Annotated in this window: 10 protein-coding genes; all 10 read left to right on the top strand. The window is 30.0% G+C overall.

The genetic code is table 4. The annotated features are described in order from the left end of the window. Window positions 1-16: 16 nt before the first annotated feature. The 10 genes from dnaE to QJQ40_RS00695 all read left to right on the top strand — a co-directional run bounded on the left by dnaE (window position 17) and on the right by QJQ40_RS00695 (window position 17814). On the top strand, window positions 17-2962 hold the full coding sequence (dnaE, locus tag QJQ40_RS00740; RefSeq protein ID WP_282861401.1) for a DNA polymerase III subunit alpha: 2946 nt from the start codon (window positions 17-19) through the stop codon (window positions 2960-2962). Between the two features lie 11 nt (window positions 2963-2973). Continuing rightward, window positions 2974-3864, top strand: a complete 891-nt coding sequence (locus tag QJQ40_RS00735; protein ID WP_282861400.1) for a 5'-3' exonuclease — start codon at window positions 2974-2976, stop codon at window positions 3862-3864. Between the two features lie 16 nt (window positions 3865-3880). Continuing rightward, complete coding sequence (locus QJQ40_RS00730; RefSeq protein WP_282861399.1) at window positions 3881-5155, top strand: endonuclease/exonuclease/phosphatase family protein; 1275 nt, start codon at window positions 3881-3883, stop codon at window positions 5153-5155. Window positions 5156-5684: 529 nt separating this feature from the next. Next, the gene (locus tag QJQ40_RS00725; protein WP_282861398.1) at window positions 5685-5891 is read left to right on the top strand and encodes a hypothetical protein; all 207 of its coding nucleotides are present in this window, start codon (window positions 5685-5687) and stop codon (window positions 5889-5891) included. Window positions 5892-5937: 46 nt separating this feature from the next. Beyond that, window positions 5938-7677, top strand: coding sequence for an endonuclease/exonuclease/phosphatase family protein (locus QJQ40_RS00720; protein WP_282861396.1), 1740 nt, complete (start codon window positions 5938-5940; stop codon window positions 7675-7677). A gap of 36 nt (window positions 7678-7713) precedes the next feature. After that, window positions 7714-8364 (top strand): phosphotransferase, encoded by a 651-nt coding sequence (locus QJQ40_RS00715; protein ID WP_282861394.1) that lies wholly within the window; start codon window positions 7714-7716, stop codon window positions 8362-8364. A gap of 179 nt (window positions 8365-8543) precedes the next feature. Beyond that, complete coding sequence (locus QJQ40_RS00710) at window positions 8544-10463, top strand: DNA gyrase/topoisomerase IV subunit B (RefSeq protein WP_282861392.1); 1920 nt, start codon at window positions 8544-8546, stop codon at window positions 10461-10463. A gap of 665 nt (window positions 10464-11128) precedes the next feature. Next, window positions 11129-14242: a P97 family adhesin gene (locus QJQ40_RS00705; protein ID WP_282861390.1), complete on the top strand. Its 3114-nt coding sequence runs from the start codon at window positions 11129-11131 to the stop codon at window positions 14240-14242. Between the two features lie 25 nt (window positions 14243-14267). Then, on the top strand, window positions 14268-17432 hold the full coding sequence (locus tag QJQ40_RS00700) for a P110/LppT family adhesin N-terminal domain (protein ID WP_282861389.1): 3165 nt from the start codon (window positions 14268-14270) through the stop codon (window positions 17430-17432). A 247-nt stretch (window positions 17433-17679) separates the two neighbouring features. Then, window positions 17680-17814: a hypothetical protein gene (locus tag QJQ40_RS00695; protein WP_282861352.1), complete on the top strand. Its 135-nt coding sequence runs from the start codon at window positions 17680-17682 to the stop codon at window positions 17812-17814. Window positions 17815-17869: the final 55 nt, after the last annotated feature.

Genomic DNA, 17869 nt, shown 5'->3' with positions numbered 1-17869 from the left:
TAAAATTACTTGAAATATGAATCTAATAAATTTACACACAAGAAGCGAATATACATTTTTATCATCAACAATCAAATTAGACTCACTAATTGATTTTGCGCTAAAAAATGATCTAAAAACATTGGTTCTAACTGATTTTAACACAATGTTTGGGGTTCCAAAGTTCTACAAATTATGTAAGGAAAACGGGATTAATCCTGTAATTGGCCTTGAAATTGAAATTGAAAAATTTCATTTTATTTTGCTTGCAAAAAACTATCAAGGCTATGTTTTTTTGTCGACAATCTCGACCAAAAAAACAAAAAATGAGGACATTTTTCTTAGTGATTTACAAAATCAAGACAATATAATTATTATTGACCACCCCAAAAAAGGTTTTTACTGGCAAAAAAAGGTGCAATTGTCAACCTTTTTAGGCCAAAATAATTTAAAAAACTACTATATTGTCGAAAATAATCCCAAAATTAGCAATGCAATTTATGTGCAAGAACGAAATGTACTTCATGCATCAGAGAAAATTTATTTAGAAGCCCTTTATAAAATCAAAGGCGAAATTTTTGATGCTAGCCAAAAATTGTACGATTTTGATGACTGAGAAGTTGAAATTGAACCTGAAATTATCAAGAGAACCAACGGTCTTGTTGAAAATATTAAAATTGAATTTCCTAAATTTGGCATTAATTTACCAAATTTAGACCAGACTGGCCAAGATGATCCTGATATTATTTTAAAAAATGTTCTAATTGAAGCAATAAACAAAAAAAGAGCTGAACTTGAAAATTACAACTACTCCTCAAGGTTAAAATATGAATATAAAATAATTTCTGAACTAAAATTCAGTAACTATTTTTTGATAATTTGGGATTTACTTAAATGAGCAAGAAAAAATAATATTCTAATTGGGCCAGGTCGAGGTTCGGCTTCTGGATCACTTATTGCTTATTTATTAGATATTACCGCCGTTAATCCTTTGAAATACAACCTAATTTTTGAAAGGTTTTTGAATCCTAAACGAATTTCAATGCCCGATATTGACATTGATATTCAAGATACTCGTCGAAATGAGGTAATTGATTATCTTTTTCAAAAATACGGTCCTGAGCATTGTGCGACAATTATCACTTTTTCGACACTTGCGGCAAAAAGTATTTTTCGCGATATTTCAAAAGGTTTTGGTATTCCTGAGGTTCAAATTAATAAAAACGCTAAATTAATTAGTGCAAATATGACACTAGCTCAAATTTATCAAAACACTAAGTCCGAATTTTACAAACTAATCCAAAAAGGTGATAATTTTCAAGGTCAAGACAACAGTGCAATTTACAAAAAAATCTATGAAATCAGTGTCTTTTTAGAAGGAATGCCCCGTCAGTCCTCAACTCATGCAGCCGGAATTGTGCTTTCAAAAACACCAATTTCTGAGCTAGTTCCGCTTCATTATTCAAAGGAAAATCTTAATCAGATTCAGTATTCTGCTGAATTTATTGAAGATTTTTCACTTTTGAAAATTGACCTTTTAGGTCTAAAAAACTTGACTATTGTTGCAAATATTCTTGCCGAAATTAATAAAAAAGGTCACAATTTGCAATTTAGTGAGCTTCCAATCTATGATAAAAGTGCAAATAAGCTTTTATCTGAAGGAAAAACAAGCGGAATTTTCCAACTTGAGTCGCCTGGAATGACAGCAAGTATTATAAAAATCGGTGTTAATTCAATTAATGATGTTGTTGCGGTAATTTCGCTTTATCGACCTGGGCCAATCAAGCAAATTCCGACCTATGCGCAAAACAAAAAAAGTAGAAATTGACCTAAATATTTTCACGAATATGACAAAATTCTTGAGTCAACTTTTGGAGTTATTATTTACCAAGAGCAAATTATGGAAATTTGTCAAGTTGTTGCAGGTTTTGATTTGGCTCAGGCAGATATAATTCGTGTTGCTATTTCCAAAAAAGATGAATCAAAACTGGAACAAATTAAGAAACACTTCCTTGAAGGAGGTGCTAAATTAGGGCGTGATCCTAAATTAGTCGCTGAAATTTATGATAAAATTTATGAATTTGCTGACTATGGTTTTAATAAAGCCCACGCGGTTGCCTATGCAAATTTAGCCTATAAAATGGCGTATTTAAAAGCTAAATTTCCCCTTTATTTTTTTGCTGAACTTATTTCAAATGAAAACGGGGCTCAGGCAAATATTAAAAAATATGTCCAAGAAGCAAATAATTTTGGAATCCAGATTTTACAGCCAAATATTAACTTTTCGTCCCACAAGGCGACTTATTTTGAACAAAATAACAGGATTTACCTTCCACTTTTAATGATAAAAGGTCTTGGAACAATCGCAATTAAATCAATTATTGACGAACGCCAAAAAAATGGAAAATACAAGTCTTTCCTTGATTTTATAAGGCGAATGAAAATAATTAATTTTTCAAAAGTTGCAATTGAAAAATTAATTTATGCAAATTCACTAAAAGAATTTGCAAATCAAGAAACACTAGCTCATAATTTAGATTTGCTTTGAAATCATGCTACTTTAGTCTTAACTGACAAAGACGGAAATTTGGTTGCCCTTGAAAATAATAGCGAAACTGAGTCAAATTTGCTTGAAAAACTACCTTATAATGAAGATGAAAACTACGAAAATGAAATAAAATATCTCGGAATGTCATTTATTGAAAAAAAGCAGGCATCGGTTATTGGAAATCATACTCCACTTAAAGATTTGAGACCTAATAATGAATATTTATTATATCTTGAGTTTGAAAATGTAGAAAAACGTGTTGCAGCGAATGGATTTCCACTTCGCTATCTAATTCTAACAGATGGAGAAAAAACAATTGAGGCCTATGCAGGCCATTTAGATTATCGTTCCCTTGAATTAGGAAAAACCTATAAATTTAAGTTATTTTTAAAAAATGATGGAAAATATACAATAAAACAAATATTAACAAAATAAAGTTGACAACTATGAATAAAAAAATTTTGCTAATTGATGGAAATTGACTTGCTTTTAAGTCATTTTTTGCTGGCTACTACGGAAATCAGCTAGTTAATTCTAAAGGTGATATGACTTTTGCAATTCATATTTTTTTTAATACTGTTTTTAAATTAATTAAACTTGTTGAGCCAAACAATATTTATTTTGCATTTGATTTTGGCTCAACAACTAGTCGTCACCAAAGCTATCCTGATTACAAAAAAGGTAGACAAAAACCGCCTGATTCTTTATTTCTTCAAATAAATATAATCAAAAAAATCCTTAGTTTATCAGGGTTTTTTTGATCACAGGACAGCGAATTTGAGGCTGATGATTTAATTGCATCTATGCAAAAAATAATAAGAAATACCGATCCTGAAACAGAAATTTTCATTTTTAGTTCAGATCAAGATTTACTACAATTAGTTGATGAAAAAACAACTATTATTAATAAAATTAAAAATGATTCTATTAATGCAGTTAATTTGGAAAATTTTCACCAGAATTTTGGGATTAATCCTGAGCAAATCGTTGATTTTAAGGTTTTAGCAGGTGATAGTTCTGATAATATTAAGATAATTGATGGTCTAGGAACAAAAGGTGCAATAAAATTACTAGAAAAATATAAAAATGTAGATAACATTTTGGAAAATCTTGATAAAATTAGTGCAAAATTGTCAAAACAGATCGAGGAAAAAAGGGACAAAATAGTGTTTTTTAGAGATTTTATTAGATTAAATTATGGTGCCAAATTTAATTTTGATATTTTTGAAAGTTTAAATATCAAAATTTGTCCTGATTTACTAGAAATTTTAAACGAACTTGAGTTAAAAAAAGTTAGTGATGCTCTAATTGAATTATCTAAAAGGAAAATTTATTAACAAAATTTAATCTAAAATGAAGAAATCTATTTTATTCCCGCTTATTTTTGCAGGATCGGCGGCAGCTATTGGCGCTGGTGCATATTTTATTTATAATTCATCTACCGGAGAACAAACTGGAAAGGGAGTTGTTATAAATAAAAGTGAAACATTGCCTAAAAATGACTTGACCGGCGCGACTGATGAGACTGAAAAGCAAAACCAAAATCAAGAAAAAAGCCAAGAACCTGGAAAAAATGTAGAAAATGACTCATCCTCATTAAGCGATGAGTCTCAAAAGCCAAACCAAAATCAACAAAAAAGTCCAGAACCTGAAAAAAATCTGCAAAATAATAATATCCAATCAATTCGTGTTGGTTTTTGAAACGTTTTAAATTACACAAATAAATCAAAAAATCCAAATAGTGCAAAAACTTATGCTCTTGCTAATGTTATAAATTCTTCCGGAAGTGATGTTGTTGGTCTTGCTGAAATTACTTCAACTGGTGATGGGACTGATATTATAAAAGAACTTGAAAAATTAAATCCCTCCGCTGGTTGAAAAGAAATAACTACTAACGAATATGGGAAAGAAAAGCAACGAGAAAAATATACTTTTTTATATAAGTCTTCGCTTCTTGAAACAATAAATTTTGAGGGAAAATCTAATCCATACTTAATTCAAGAAGGAAAAAATTTGACATGAGCTCGACCAGTTGCGGCTGTTAAATTTAAAACTAAAACCAATATTAAAAATGATTTTACTTTTGCAATTGGACATTTTGATGCGCCGGGTAATAAAAGTAAAAGTCGTAAGGAAAAGGCTGATCCTGAAGCTTCTGGTCAAGGTGAACAAGAAGCAAATGAAGCTCGTGATTTAGTTAATGTTTTAGCTGAAATTGACAAAAAAGATGGACCAAACAATGAAATAATCTTCATGGGTGACACAAATATTCGCACTGAAAACACTGATAAATTATTTAAGTCAACATTAGAATCATACCGTTTGCTCCTTAATAAAGATGAAAAAACAAGTTTATCTTCTAAAAATTTTGGCGAATATGCAAATTCTTATGACAAAATTTTTTATAAAGGAGATTTAAAGACAAAAAATGCGCAAAAATACAACATATTTTCAATTTTCGAGAAAAATGTAGTCGATTTAGAAAAATATGACAAAATGCGCAAACAAGATGGTAGATCAATAAATTATAAAACTACCAACCCAAAAGATATAGATAGAATTAGGGGAATTTCAGATCATACAATGGTTTATTTTGACCTTGAATTAAGCGAATCTGACAAAGATTAACATAGATCAATTTTTTCCCAAATAATCAAAAAAACCTATGAATTTCAGCGTTTTTTCTCAAAATATTAGTGTGCAGTTATAAAAAATCCAAGCTTAATTTATTATGGCTTACATAATTGCACTTTTACTACTTTTTACCAAGGTCAAAAAGTGCAAATTCGAATAGTGAAAAATAATTTTGTCGATTGACAAAATGGAAAAAATTTCATTCAAAATGATCCAAATTTTCTTTTTTATAAAAGGGAAATTACATTAAAAATGGATTGAAGAGCAAATTTTACATTCAGAAAACTTGGATTTTTATATTAAAAAGTTATTCACTGAACTTACAAAGTTTCACCAACAAAAAATAAAAAATTAGTGAATTTACTTAACAAATTGACGAAATTAACGATGAAAAATACAAAAAACTAGTTCGAAAATATCAATTTGATCCTCAAGTAATTTGTCATAATGATTTACAGTTTAAAAATATTATTGTTTCAAAAAAATAAATTAGTAGAAAAAATATAAAAATGTAGATAACATTTTGGAAAATCTTGATAAAATTAGTGCAAAATTGTTAGAACACATCGAAGAAAAAAGGGACAAAATAGTGTTTTTTAAACATTTTATTAGATTAAATTATGGTGCTAAATTTAATTTTGATATTTTTGAGAGTTTAAATATCAAAATTTGTCCTGATTTACTAGAAATTTTAAACGAACTTGAGTTAAAAAAGTTAGTGACGCTCTAATTGAATTATCTAAAAGGAAAATTGATTAACAAAAATTTAATCTAAAATGAAAAAAGCTATTTTATTCCCACTTCTTTTTGCAGGATCGGCGGCAGCTGCTGGTGCTGGTGGATATTATATTTATAGTACATCTACCGGAGAACAAACTGGAAAGGGAGTTATTATAAATAAAAGTAGTCAAACATCACCTAAAAAAGACTTGTCTGCCTCGGTTGGTGAGACTCAAAAGCAAAACCAAAATCAAGAACAAATCCAAGAACCTGAAGAAAATGTAGAAACAGACTTGTCCGATTTGGTTGAAGAGACTAAAAAGCAAGATCAAAATCCACAAAAAAATCCAGAACCTGAAAAAAATGTAGAAACAGGCTTGTCTGCTACAGTTGATGAGACTAAAAATCAAGATCAAAATCAAGATCAAAATCAAGAGCAAAATCAGGAAAAAACTCCAGAACTTGAAAAAAATGTAGAAAAAGATTTGTCTGGCTCTGTTAAAGAAACTCAAAAACAAGAGCAAAATCAGGAAAAAACTCCAGAACCTGAAAAAAATGTAGAAAAAGATTTGTCCAATTCAGTTGATGAGACTCCAAAACAAAATCAAAATCCAGAAAAAACTCCAGAACTTGAAAAAAATGTAGAAACAGACTTGTCTGCTACAGTTGATGAGACTCAAAAGCAAAACCAAAATCCACAAAAAACCCAAGAACTTGAAGAAAATGTAGAAAAAGAATTTCCAACCTCGATCAACAAGACTGAAAACCAAAAGGAAAATCAGCAAAACACTCAAGAACCTGAAAAAAATATGCAAAAAGATAATAACCAATCAATTCGCTTAGGTTTTTGAAACGTTAAAGATTACACAAACAAAATAAATAGTAAAAAACAAACAAATACCGCCAAAACTTTTGCTATTGCTAATGTTATAAACTCTTCTGGAAGTGATGTTGTTGGACTTGCCGAAATTACCACAACTGGTGATGGGGTTGATATTGTAAAGGAACTTGAAAAATTAAACCCCACAGCTGGTTGAAAACAAATGACTACTAGCAAGTATGGGAAAACAAACCATGAAGAAAAATACACCTTTTTATACAAATCTTCGCTTCTTGAAATGATAAATTTTGAAGAAAATTCTAATCCATACTTAATTCAAGACAGTACAAAATTGACATGAACTCGACCGGTTGCTGCTGTCAAATTTCAAACCAAAACTAATATTAAAAATGATTTTACTTTAGTAATTGGCCATTTCGATACCGCGGGACCATATAAAAAATCTAAGAAAAATCGTAAGGAAGAACCTGATTCTGAAGCTCCCAAACAAGGTCAACAAGAAGCGGGTGAAGCACGTGATTTAGCTAATGTTTTAAATGAAATTGACAAAAAAGATGGCTTAAATAATGAAATAATTTTCATGGGTGACACAAATATTCTCGCTGAAAACACCGAAAAATTATTTGACTCAACATTAAAGTCATACCGTTTACTCCTTAATAAAGATGAAAAAACAAGTTTATCTTCTAAAAATTTTGGTGAATATGCAAATTCTTATGACAAAATTTTTTATAAAGGTAATTTAAATACAAAAAATGCACAAAAATATGACTTGTATTCAATTTTTGAGAAAAATATAGTTAATGTAGAAGAATATGACAAAATGCGAAATCAAGATAAGAGAGAAACAAAGTATAAATCTGGTGATCCAAAAGATATAAAAAGAATTACAGGAATTTCAAACCATACAATGGTTTATTTTGACCTTGAATTAAGTGAATCTGACAAAGATTAACATAGATCAATTTCCCCAAATAATCAAAAACAACCTATGAATTTCAGCGTTTTTCCTCCAAATATTAGCGCACTGATAAAAAATCCAAGCTTAATTTATTGTGGCTTACATAATTGTACTTTTACTGCTTTTTACCAAGGACAAAAAGTACAAATTCGAATAGCTAAAAATAATTTTGTTGATTGACAAAATGAAAAAAATTTCATTCAAAATGATCCAAATTTTCTTTTTTACCAAAAAGGAAATTACATTAAAAAATGGATTGAAGGCCAAATTTTAGACTCAGAAAACTTAGATTTTTATATTAAAAAGTTATTTACTGAACTTTCAAAGTTTCATCAGCGAAAAAATCAAAAAATTACTAAATTTGATTGACAAGTTAACGAAATTAACGATGAAAAATACAAAAAACTAGTTCGAAAATATCAATTTGATCCTCAAGTAATTTGCCATAATGATCTACAGTTTAAAAATATTATTGTATCTAAAACCAATCTGTATTTTATTGATTTTGAATGAGTTAGGCACAATAACCCTTATTTTGATTATGTTTCTTTGCATCTAAATTTAGGAATTTCCGCTGATAAAATCATTGAATTTTTTGGTCTGAGTGCTGAAAAATTCAGTGATTTTATGCATTTATACAAGATTTTTACAGAATTTTGAAATAAAAAGTGGTATACTTAGCATTTATTTTGGCAGCCTTTTTTATAGGTAAATTTAAATTTTTAACTTGATTTTGATAGTATTTTTTATTATTTTTTAACTTATTTTTCAAAATTATTAATTAAAAAATAAGTTAAAACACTTATGTTTTTTGCTTTTTATGGTAAAATTCTAATGTAACTTGTCGGAGAAAAAATATAATGTCAAAAGATTATCAAGCTGAAAATATTGTTGTTTTAGAAGGTCTAGAAGCTGTTCGCAAACGACCTGGAATGTATATTGGTGGAACCGGAATTAACGAATTACACCATTTAGTTTGAGAAGTTGTTGACAATGCTGTTGATGAAGCACTTGCTGGTTTTGCATCTAAAATTACCTTAACAATTATAGACGATAATACAATAAGTATTGAGGATAACGGGCGTGGAATTCCAGTTGGAATTCACCCAAAACACGGTGTTTCGGCTGCTGAAGTTGTTTTTACCGTCCTTCATTCAGGTGGAAAATTTGATGGAAAATCCTATAAAGTTTCAGGCGGACTACATGGGGTTGGTGCCTCAGTTGTTAATGCCTTAGCTAAAAATTTAAAAGTTTATATTAAACGTGAAGGCAAATTGTGGTTTCAAGAATATGTAAATGGTGGCCAAAAACTTGCTGATTTAAGTCCAATTGCTGACTTGGAAAAAAATGAAACAGGAACAACTATTATTTTTCAGCCCGACTTTCAAATTTTGGAAAAAAATAATTTTCAACTTTTAACAATCGTAAATCGTATTAAAAACACAGCTTACTTGACTCAAGGAATCGAGTTTGTAATTATCGACAAGAGAAACGGATTTAATCAAAGTTTTTGCTACAATGGCGGAATTCGTGACTATGTTTCTGATCTTAGCAAGGATTTTGAAAAAGTTAGTGACAAAATCATTTATGCCGATGGTGAATTCGAGCATAATGATGAAATTATTAAAATCGAAGTTGCGCTAAATTATATAAGCGAAGATCACGAACAAATTAAATCATACACAAATAATATTCACAATATTGAAGGCGGAACTCACGAACTGGGACTATCAGACTCACTTTTAAGAATTCTAAATAATTATGCGATTAATAATAAATTTATTAAATCTGATGCAGACAAATTTGACAAACAAGATATAAAAGACGGTCTAATTGCAATTATTTCTGTTAAACATACAAACCCTATTTTTGAAGGGCAAACAAAAGCAAAACTAAATAACAAAGAAGTTCGTCCACTTGTAAACAAAACTCTAAGCACTGTTCTTGAACGGTTTTTAGCCGAAAATCCAGAAAATGCCGACAAAATTATTAAAAGAAATCTGTTAGCCCAAAAAGCAGCTCGTGCAGCTAAATCTGCTCGTGAAGCAGTAAAGCGTAAATCAGCCTTTGATGTAGGGACGCTTCCAGGAAAACTTGCGGATTGTTCAACAAAAGATCCCCAAATCGCCGAATTATATATAGTTGAGGGAAACTCAGCTGGTGGGAGTGCCAAAATGGGTCGCGATCGTAATTTTCAAGCAATTTTACCTTTGCGAGGAAAAGTGATTAACTCACAACGTTTTCAACTTGAAAAAGTTTTGCGAAATGAAGAAATTATTTCAATGATTACCGCTTTTGGTACTGGAGTTGGCCCTGAATTTAATATTAGTAAAATTAGATACCAAAAAATTATAATAATGACTGACGCTGATTCAGATGGATCTCATATTCGCTCGTTACTTTTGACATTTTTGTTCCGTTATTTTAAAAAGTTAATTGAATATGGTTTTGTTTATATTGCAATTCCACCGCTATACAAAATTTCTTACAATAAAAAGATCGAATATGCCTATAATGATGCAGAAAAAGAGGCTATTTTAAGTAAAATTAGTGGCGAAAATCCTAAATTTAATATCCAAAGATACAAAGGGCTTGGAGAAATGAATCCTGAACAACTTTGAGAAACAACAATGGATCCAAAAACCCGTCGAATGACTCAAGTTCAAATTCATAATATCCAAGAAGTAGCACAAATTTTTGATTCCTTAATGGGCACAGACGTAACTTTGCGTAAAATTTTTATCGAGGAAAATGCCCAATATGCAAAAATTGACGTTTAATTTTTGCATATTGCCAAAAAAAAAGAGATAAAAACTAGAAGTAATGTTTCTAGTTTTTATCCTTTTTTCCGAGTTTCCCAGATGGATAAAACAGCAAAAATCACAAAAAAAATACAACTACTATTTAAACTCAATGCAAATAGAAAACTCGTTTTTATTTGCAGCGAGCCTAAAAAAACATATGAAGTTTTGAAAGAACAATAAACAAAAGCCATAAATTTATAGATTTCTAAACGGTTAAATTTAAGGCATTCCATCATATTTAAAAATGATGGATGATTTGCATTTTCTGATTTTTTAGACAAAAAACATAATTAATTCCCCCTTAATTCAATATCAAAATTTATTAATTCATTCTTAAGTGGTTTTAATTATACCCTAAAATTTTTTTAGACCAAGCTTTTTTTTTTTTTTTGCAAAAGGCTAATTTCAAAATAATAAAAATCAAGGTTTTAGGGCAAAAAACACTGATTTACCGGTATTTTTGCATATTTATATTCACTAAAAAGTGAATTTTCACCACCAAACTGACAAACTCAACTCTTTTTTTTTTTTTTTTTTTAATTGAAAATTAGTATAATTACTATGTATAATTATGAAAATAAAATTAGTTTATAATTTAAACTATTTATTTTTTTATTTTTAGTACAACATAGGAGGTTTCTATGAATAAATCATCAAAATCCAAAACCCTTTTGCTGGCGGGGGGGATTTCGGGACTTATCGGAGCTGGTATTGTCGGCCTTACAATCGGTCTTACAGTAAATATAAAATATAATTCTGAAAATCCAAGAACTCAAGTAAATCAGTTTGCATCTCGTGTTTCAAATTTGGCCTTTAATTTAAATGCTTTTAACGCTGATTCAGATTATAAAGACGTAAAAAGTGCGCTTTTAGATGAAAGCAATAAAATTAAAAATGCCGAAAATGCGCTTGAATCCTTTTCTTTCTTCGAGAAAAAGGGTGGGAATTTAGAAAAATTAGACTTTTCTGACTCAGAATTTTCTGATGCAAAAATTAGCTACCAAATTCTAGAAATTCTCCCAGATGATGCTAACCAAAATTTTAAAGTTAAATTTCAAGCTAGCCAAAAATTACAAAATGGCGATGTTGCCAAATCCGACATTTATGAACAAGTTGTTTCTTTTGTCAAAGAATCAACTATTTTAATTGCCGAATTTAATTTTTCCTTACAAAAAATTACCAGCAGACTTAATCAGCAAGTTCAAAATTTAATTTCTGCTAGAACCGCAAATTTCGCGGATCAAAATTCAGCAACTTCAAATCCAACAGATCCTAGCACAATTAGACCAGTTGATTTCCAACATGACCTAAATAAATCAAAAGACTCAAAAGAATTTAGTGAAAAAATTAGCTCATATTTTCCTTCACTTAAGAATTTATTAGCAAGCCTTAAAAACTCGCAGGAAAATAAACTTCCAAATTCAATGGATACAATTTTTAATTTCGATTTTGCCCGTGATAAGTCAACCGGTCAATTTGTTAGTCTTCAAAATCAAGTTCCTTCATTTTTCTTAGAGGCAAATCTTACTTCAACTGCTAGACAAATGCTTGACTCAAGTTCGAGTTTTGCTACTGTCGTAAATGCAATTAAATTAGAAAAAAACGATAAAAGTTCTTATTTTTTAAATTATTCAGATTTTTTTGATAATTTAAGTTTGAAAAATTTAGATAAAACAGACTTTAAATCAGAAATGGACGACAAATTGGCTGTTGAATTTTTAGCCCAAATTAAATCTGGATTTTTTAGCGACCCTGCTGAGCGCTCTGAAAGTCTAAAGTCAGAAATTTTAGATCTTTTAAAAGACAAAAAACTTGCTTTTAGTTTTGGTAATTTTGGCCAAAAGTTCAAAAACCACAATTCAAGCAAAACTCTTAAAGTTTCATTTGATCCTTTAGAAGCAAAAATTGATGCAACTGATAAAACTAAAGTTTTAATTCCTTATACAATTTCAGTTAATAGCCAATTTTTCATGCCAAGCAATTCTCCTTTGGAAATTAGTCAAAAAACTGGAACTCTTGAGATTAGCGGACTTAAACAATTAGAAAGCTTAGGTCAGTTAAATAGTGATATTTTTAAAACACGCTTTTTAGAAGGACTTGGAACAAATAATAAACAAAAACAGGCAGTTTTTGACCAATATGGGGCAGGAATCAAATCGTCTTCACGCAAGGTTGCAAAAGAAGAAATTGAAGCTCTTTTTGGAACCAGTCCAAAAACCAATGAAATTCGCAACATTATAGAAAATAATTACGATTTAGACCTTGGGCCTTATATTTCTTTATTAGACTCTTGAGTTGGAAAACTTAAACACCCAAGTTTGTCAGAGATTAAAAAAATGACTAAAGACGGGACTCAATCAACTAGAAATGCTGGAGTTTCAAGTATTGAATCTCGTAATTTTTTCCGTGATGGACACCAAGTTGCTAGTTATTTCCAAGATTTACTAACAAAAGACAGAAAAACTTTCCTTGAAACACTTTTTGAACTTACCAAAAAATGAGGGCTTATTGCTGAATCAAGTCAAATACCTCAAAGTCTTTTAGATTCTAAAGACAATATTTTTGAAGAAGCAAATAAAATTAGTTTGACTCAAGGCGAAATCAAAAAACTTTCATTCAATAATTTATGAAGAGATAGCGAAGGTATCGGGTTTTATGGAACTTTGGTTCTGCCAACAAGTATTAAAACTGAACTTGGAACTAAAAAAGGTGACTCATCAATTTTTGAGTATCTAAAAACTCAAAAAGTGACAACTAAAGAATCGAATGAGTCCGGAACTGAAACTGAAAATTATGCCAAATTTGAAAAATTTGGTGATGTTTTATCAGCATTTTTCCTAAAAGCTGGTCAGTTTGACAACTTTAAGTCTTGAGCAAAACTTGATGACAATTTAAAATATACACTTGAATTTGTCAAAGAAGATCAACAAGAAAAAGATGAAGTTTCTAAAAAAATTCAAGAAGTAGGCAAAGAACAGGAAACTGAAGAAGTTAAAAAAGTCGAGGGAGCACAGAACCAAGGCAAAAAAGCTGAAGGTGCTCAAAATCAGGGTAAAAAAGCAGAGGGTGCTCAAAACCAAGGCAAAAAAGAGAAAGTTTTGCCTGTTAAATTTAGCTTCAAACTCGAATCCAACGACGGAAGTATATTAAATGTTAAAACTCCAGAAATAAAAGCATTTATAGAACTCGAAGATGATGAAATCTATAAAAATAGAAAAGAAATTAACGAACTAGATAAAGCAGTTATTCAACTTCAAAGTCAATTTAGAGAGACCAGTCTTGACTCAAGTAAATATTCAGAATTAACTTTCCCTAAGAAAGTGGAAGGTTCTCAAAACCAAGGCAAAAAGGCTGAAGGAGCACAAAACCAAGGGAAAAAAGCTGAGGGAGCACAAAATCAAGGTAAAAAATCAGAAGGTACTCCAAATCAAGGCACAACTGACCAAAATAGCCTTACAAGTTACCTTCCTGAATTAGGAAAAAAAGTTGAAGAATATCTCGAAACTCATTTTAAAGATAAAAATTATAAAACCCTAGTTGAATCTATTTCTGACTCGTTTGACAAAACTACTAAAATTCTATTTTTTGTTTTAGTAAAAGATGACTCTAGTTCAGATTCAGGTTCATCTGGAACTTCAACAACACCCCCTCAAAAAAGATCTACTCTAAGAGTTAGAATTACTATTAATAAAACTGAAACAACAACAACAACCGGCTCAACCTCAACATCAGGGGAAGTCAGTAGCAGCAGCTAAATAATTTTCAAAATAGGAGAAAAAAATGAAACTATTAAAAAAGCCTTTTTGATTAGTATCAACAATTTTAGGATCAGCAATTGCACTAAGCGCTGTTATTGGGATCCCACTGGGTCTAAAAGCCTATAATAATTCTTATTATTCATTTTTAAATGAAATTCCAACAGAGCACGCCCTTGCAAATACAGGTAGTGTTTCAAGCGAACAATTTAGTACAATTGTCTCAAATTTAAAACTAAATCCAAATATTGCTAATATTTCAGCAAAAACTGCACTTGCAGCGGCCAAAAGTAGACTTTACCAATTTGATCTAAGTTCAGGTTTTGATTTTGGTGATCTAAAATCAAAAGACTATCAAATTAGTTTTAATTTTGAAAATGCTATTGCTGAAGATACTTCAATTAAAAATGTTGTAATTTTTGCCCGTTCAGAAAAAGAACAAATAACTTACTCAAAACAAATTGAACTCAAAGGTTTTGCAGCTAGTGATCAAGCCAGCGGTGATCTTGATAAATTTCAAGTTGATGAGTCAAAATCTTTTATTGATGTCTCAAGAAGCAATCTTTTACAAGCAGAATTTGAAAATAAATTAAAAACAAATTTCCAAAAATCAACAAGTATTATCAATAATTTTTCCAAACTTGAAAGCACACTGGCTACTTCTGGGGCTAGTCTTAGTCTTTATAATTCTTTAGATGAACCAATTTTCTTGGATAGTGATTATAGTCTTGAAGCTGTTGTTGACTCAAAAAACCAATTATCTTTTACAGAAAAAGATAAAAAATTATTTTTAGATGTTAATTTAGTTAATAAAAAAGATAACAAAACTAAAAAATTAAGTCTTGAAATTCGTGGTTTAATTGACCCTGATGAATTTAAATCAACACTTATGACATGACTTCAAGGTCATTTTAGTGGAAACATTAAAATGAAAGAAGCCCTTCAAGAAGCGCTAATCAAAGATAAAACCACATTAGTTGACTTTTTATACAATCAAAAATCAGGAACAAATACTGAAAAAATTATTACAAAACCAGTTAGTGAACTTTTTGAAATTGACTTAAGTCAATTAAGTCCAAGAACAAAATTTGGGACTTTTGATCTCAAAATTGAACCAAAACTTTTTGATGCAACCAAAATTAGCCAAGCTGATCAACAAAAACTTCTTAAAGACAAAAAAGTTCGCTTTGAATTTGATATTAACTTTAGCCGTCAAGACAGTCAGTTAGAACAAAAAATAACCGTTTATCTTGATGTATTTGTTGATTTAAATAAATACGAGCAAGCCCTAGGACAACTTCTTGGATCAGTAAATTCAGTTCAAGAATTTAGTCTTAAAGATCAAAGTGGACCAAGAACACTTTCAACTAATGAAATAAAAGAAACAGTTGACGAACTTTTTGAACTAGCAAAAACTGCTACTAATTTAGAAGAACCTAGTGATGAAGTTGTTTCAAGAGTATTTTTACTTGACAATGGTAGATACCCATCAACTAGGGAAATTACAAAATCTAAAAATGAACTTAAAAAAGTAATAGAAGAAGCTAAAGCAAAAGCTAGCTCAATTAGTTCACAATCTGTAAATGTTTCTAATTTTGCTGATGAAGAATCGGCTACAACTAGTGAAACAGGTACAACTGCTGATACAACTTCAGGTCCTGAATCAACTCCAGGCCAAACCCCAACCCCTGATTCATCCCCAAAAATTGGAACTAATGTTTGGACAACACTAAATACAGCTTCAATTTATAATCTTAGTGATGCAAAAGTTGAATACCAAATTGATGTTAAAGAAGATCACCAATTAGTTTTTGACTTTAAATTAGTTTCAACTAATGATGATTCAAAAGTTCTTGCTTCTTCCCAAATTGTTGTTAATAATGTTATTAACTCCGAAAAATCAGCTTATGATATTGTTAAAAAATATAATCCTTCCTTATTTTTAGATCCAATTAGTTTAGAAAATACTGATAAAGATGGAAAAGTTAGTTTATTTGACCCTGAAAACAAAAATTTAGCTTTCCAATCTGAACAAGCAAGAAGAACTGCTGATGGTCTTGAGCTTACAAAAGCTTTAAAATTTCAAAGTAATCGAGCCGAAACATCTAAAACTGAAGCAACTAAGCCCGAAGCTTCTAAAACAGAAGCCACAAAAACAGAGGCAGCAAAACCTGTAGCCGTAAAAACTGAGGCTACTAAAACTGAAACAGCAAAACCAAAAGTGCCTCCAAAACCATTTTCACGTGTTGATTCAGGTGCAGTTTATTTAGCTTTTAGTGCCAAAGGTATTTCTGATGGAAAACAGCACTATCTTTTGTCAGATAAAGACGGAAAGGGAATTTTTATCCAAAAACTTGAATCAAAAGAGGGTGAAAAACCGGTTTATGTCATTGGAATGGATTATAAACAGCTTGCAAATTATGTTTATTTAAGACAAGAGTTTGGGAGCAAAAAACTCGGAATTAGCGCCTATACTCAATTGTTCGGAGGTTCTACTGATTTATTAAGAGTTCTTGACAAACAACAAGTTCTAGTTACATCAGGAATTTCTAGAAAAAATACAACCCAAGGAAGTAACCGTTCTACTAATTCGCAACTAAAACCTTCTTTATACTTGCATAATTCATGAGACGGATTTGCTTTATTCCCTACTATTCCTCCAAAAATGTTGTATGAAAAAACCGAGATTTTTCTTGGCAAAACAACACCCAAACCAACAGTTCCAACAATAAATGACACTGCAAATAACGTCTATTATAGCCAATCTTTTTACTCACCAAAAGAAGAAACTGATGTTACAAAAAATAAAAATTTAATTGAAGAGGATGCAAATCTTTTATTAGAAATAATAAAAACTCCTTTTTCAATAACCCTAAGTTTATATTCTTCCAACGCTGAAGATCCTAAAAATTACAAAGAAGTTGGCGATGTTATTTATAATATCGACCCTTCAAAAACTTGAAATCCTTTCCCAAACTACTTTAATTTAGATTGAGACCAAATAGGTCCAGCTGAAGCAAAACCAGCTGAACCAGTGGCAGAACAAACTCCTGAATCTGGCAAATCCCAATCTACAATTACTTTAAAAGCTTTTGCCGTTTTTGATCATCCTGATTTTACAAATGGCAAAACTTCTCGTGCTCGTCAGGAAATAACTGAAGCATTTATTGATGCTTACATTAAAAAATAGTTTTTATTAAAGTTCACCAAAAAAACCTATGGATTCATAGGTTTTTTTTGATTTTTGAGAAAGAAAAAGTTAAAAAATTCTAAAATCAGACTCCCGAGTTTCCCAGTTTTAAGGCAAAAATTCACTTTTTAGTGAATATAAATATGAAAAAACACCCGTAAATCAGTGTTTTTTGAACGTAAAACCTTAATTTATATTAATGTCATTTAATTGCATTTTAAGTAATTTTATGGTATAATTATAAATTATGAAAAAACAAAATAAAGATGGTTTTATTGATGTAAACAAATTGTTTGGCAAAAAACCTAAATATTTTAAGGAAATTTCAAACATGAAATTTGAAAAAAGTTATTTGGAAACAATCAATAATTTGATATCTTAATAAATTACTAATAAAATTGTAATTAACTTTTACCAAAAAACTTAAAAAATTGCCT

The sequence above is a fragment of the Mesomycoplasma ovipneumoniae genome (assembly GCF_030012565.1).
In the GTDB taxonomy this organism is placed as follows: domain Bacteria; phylum Bacillota_I; class Bacilli_A; order Mycoplasmatales; family Metamycoplasmataceae; genus Mesomycoplasma; species Mesomycoplasma ovipneumoniae_D.
This window is presented reverse-complemented; position numbering and strand designations above follow the sequence as displayed.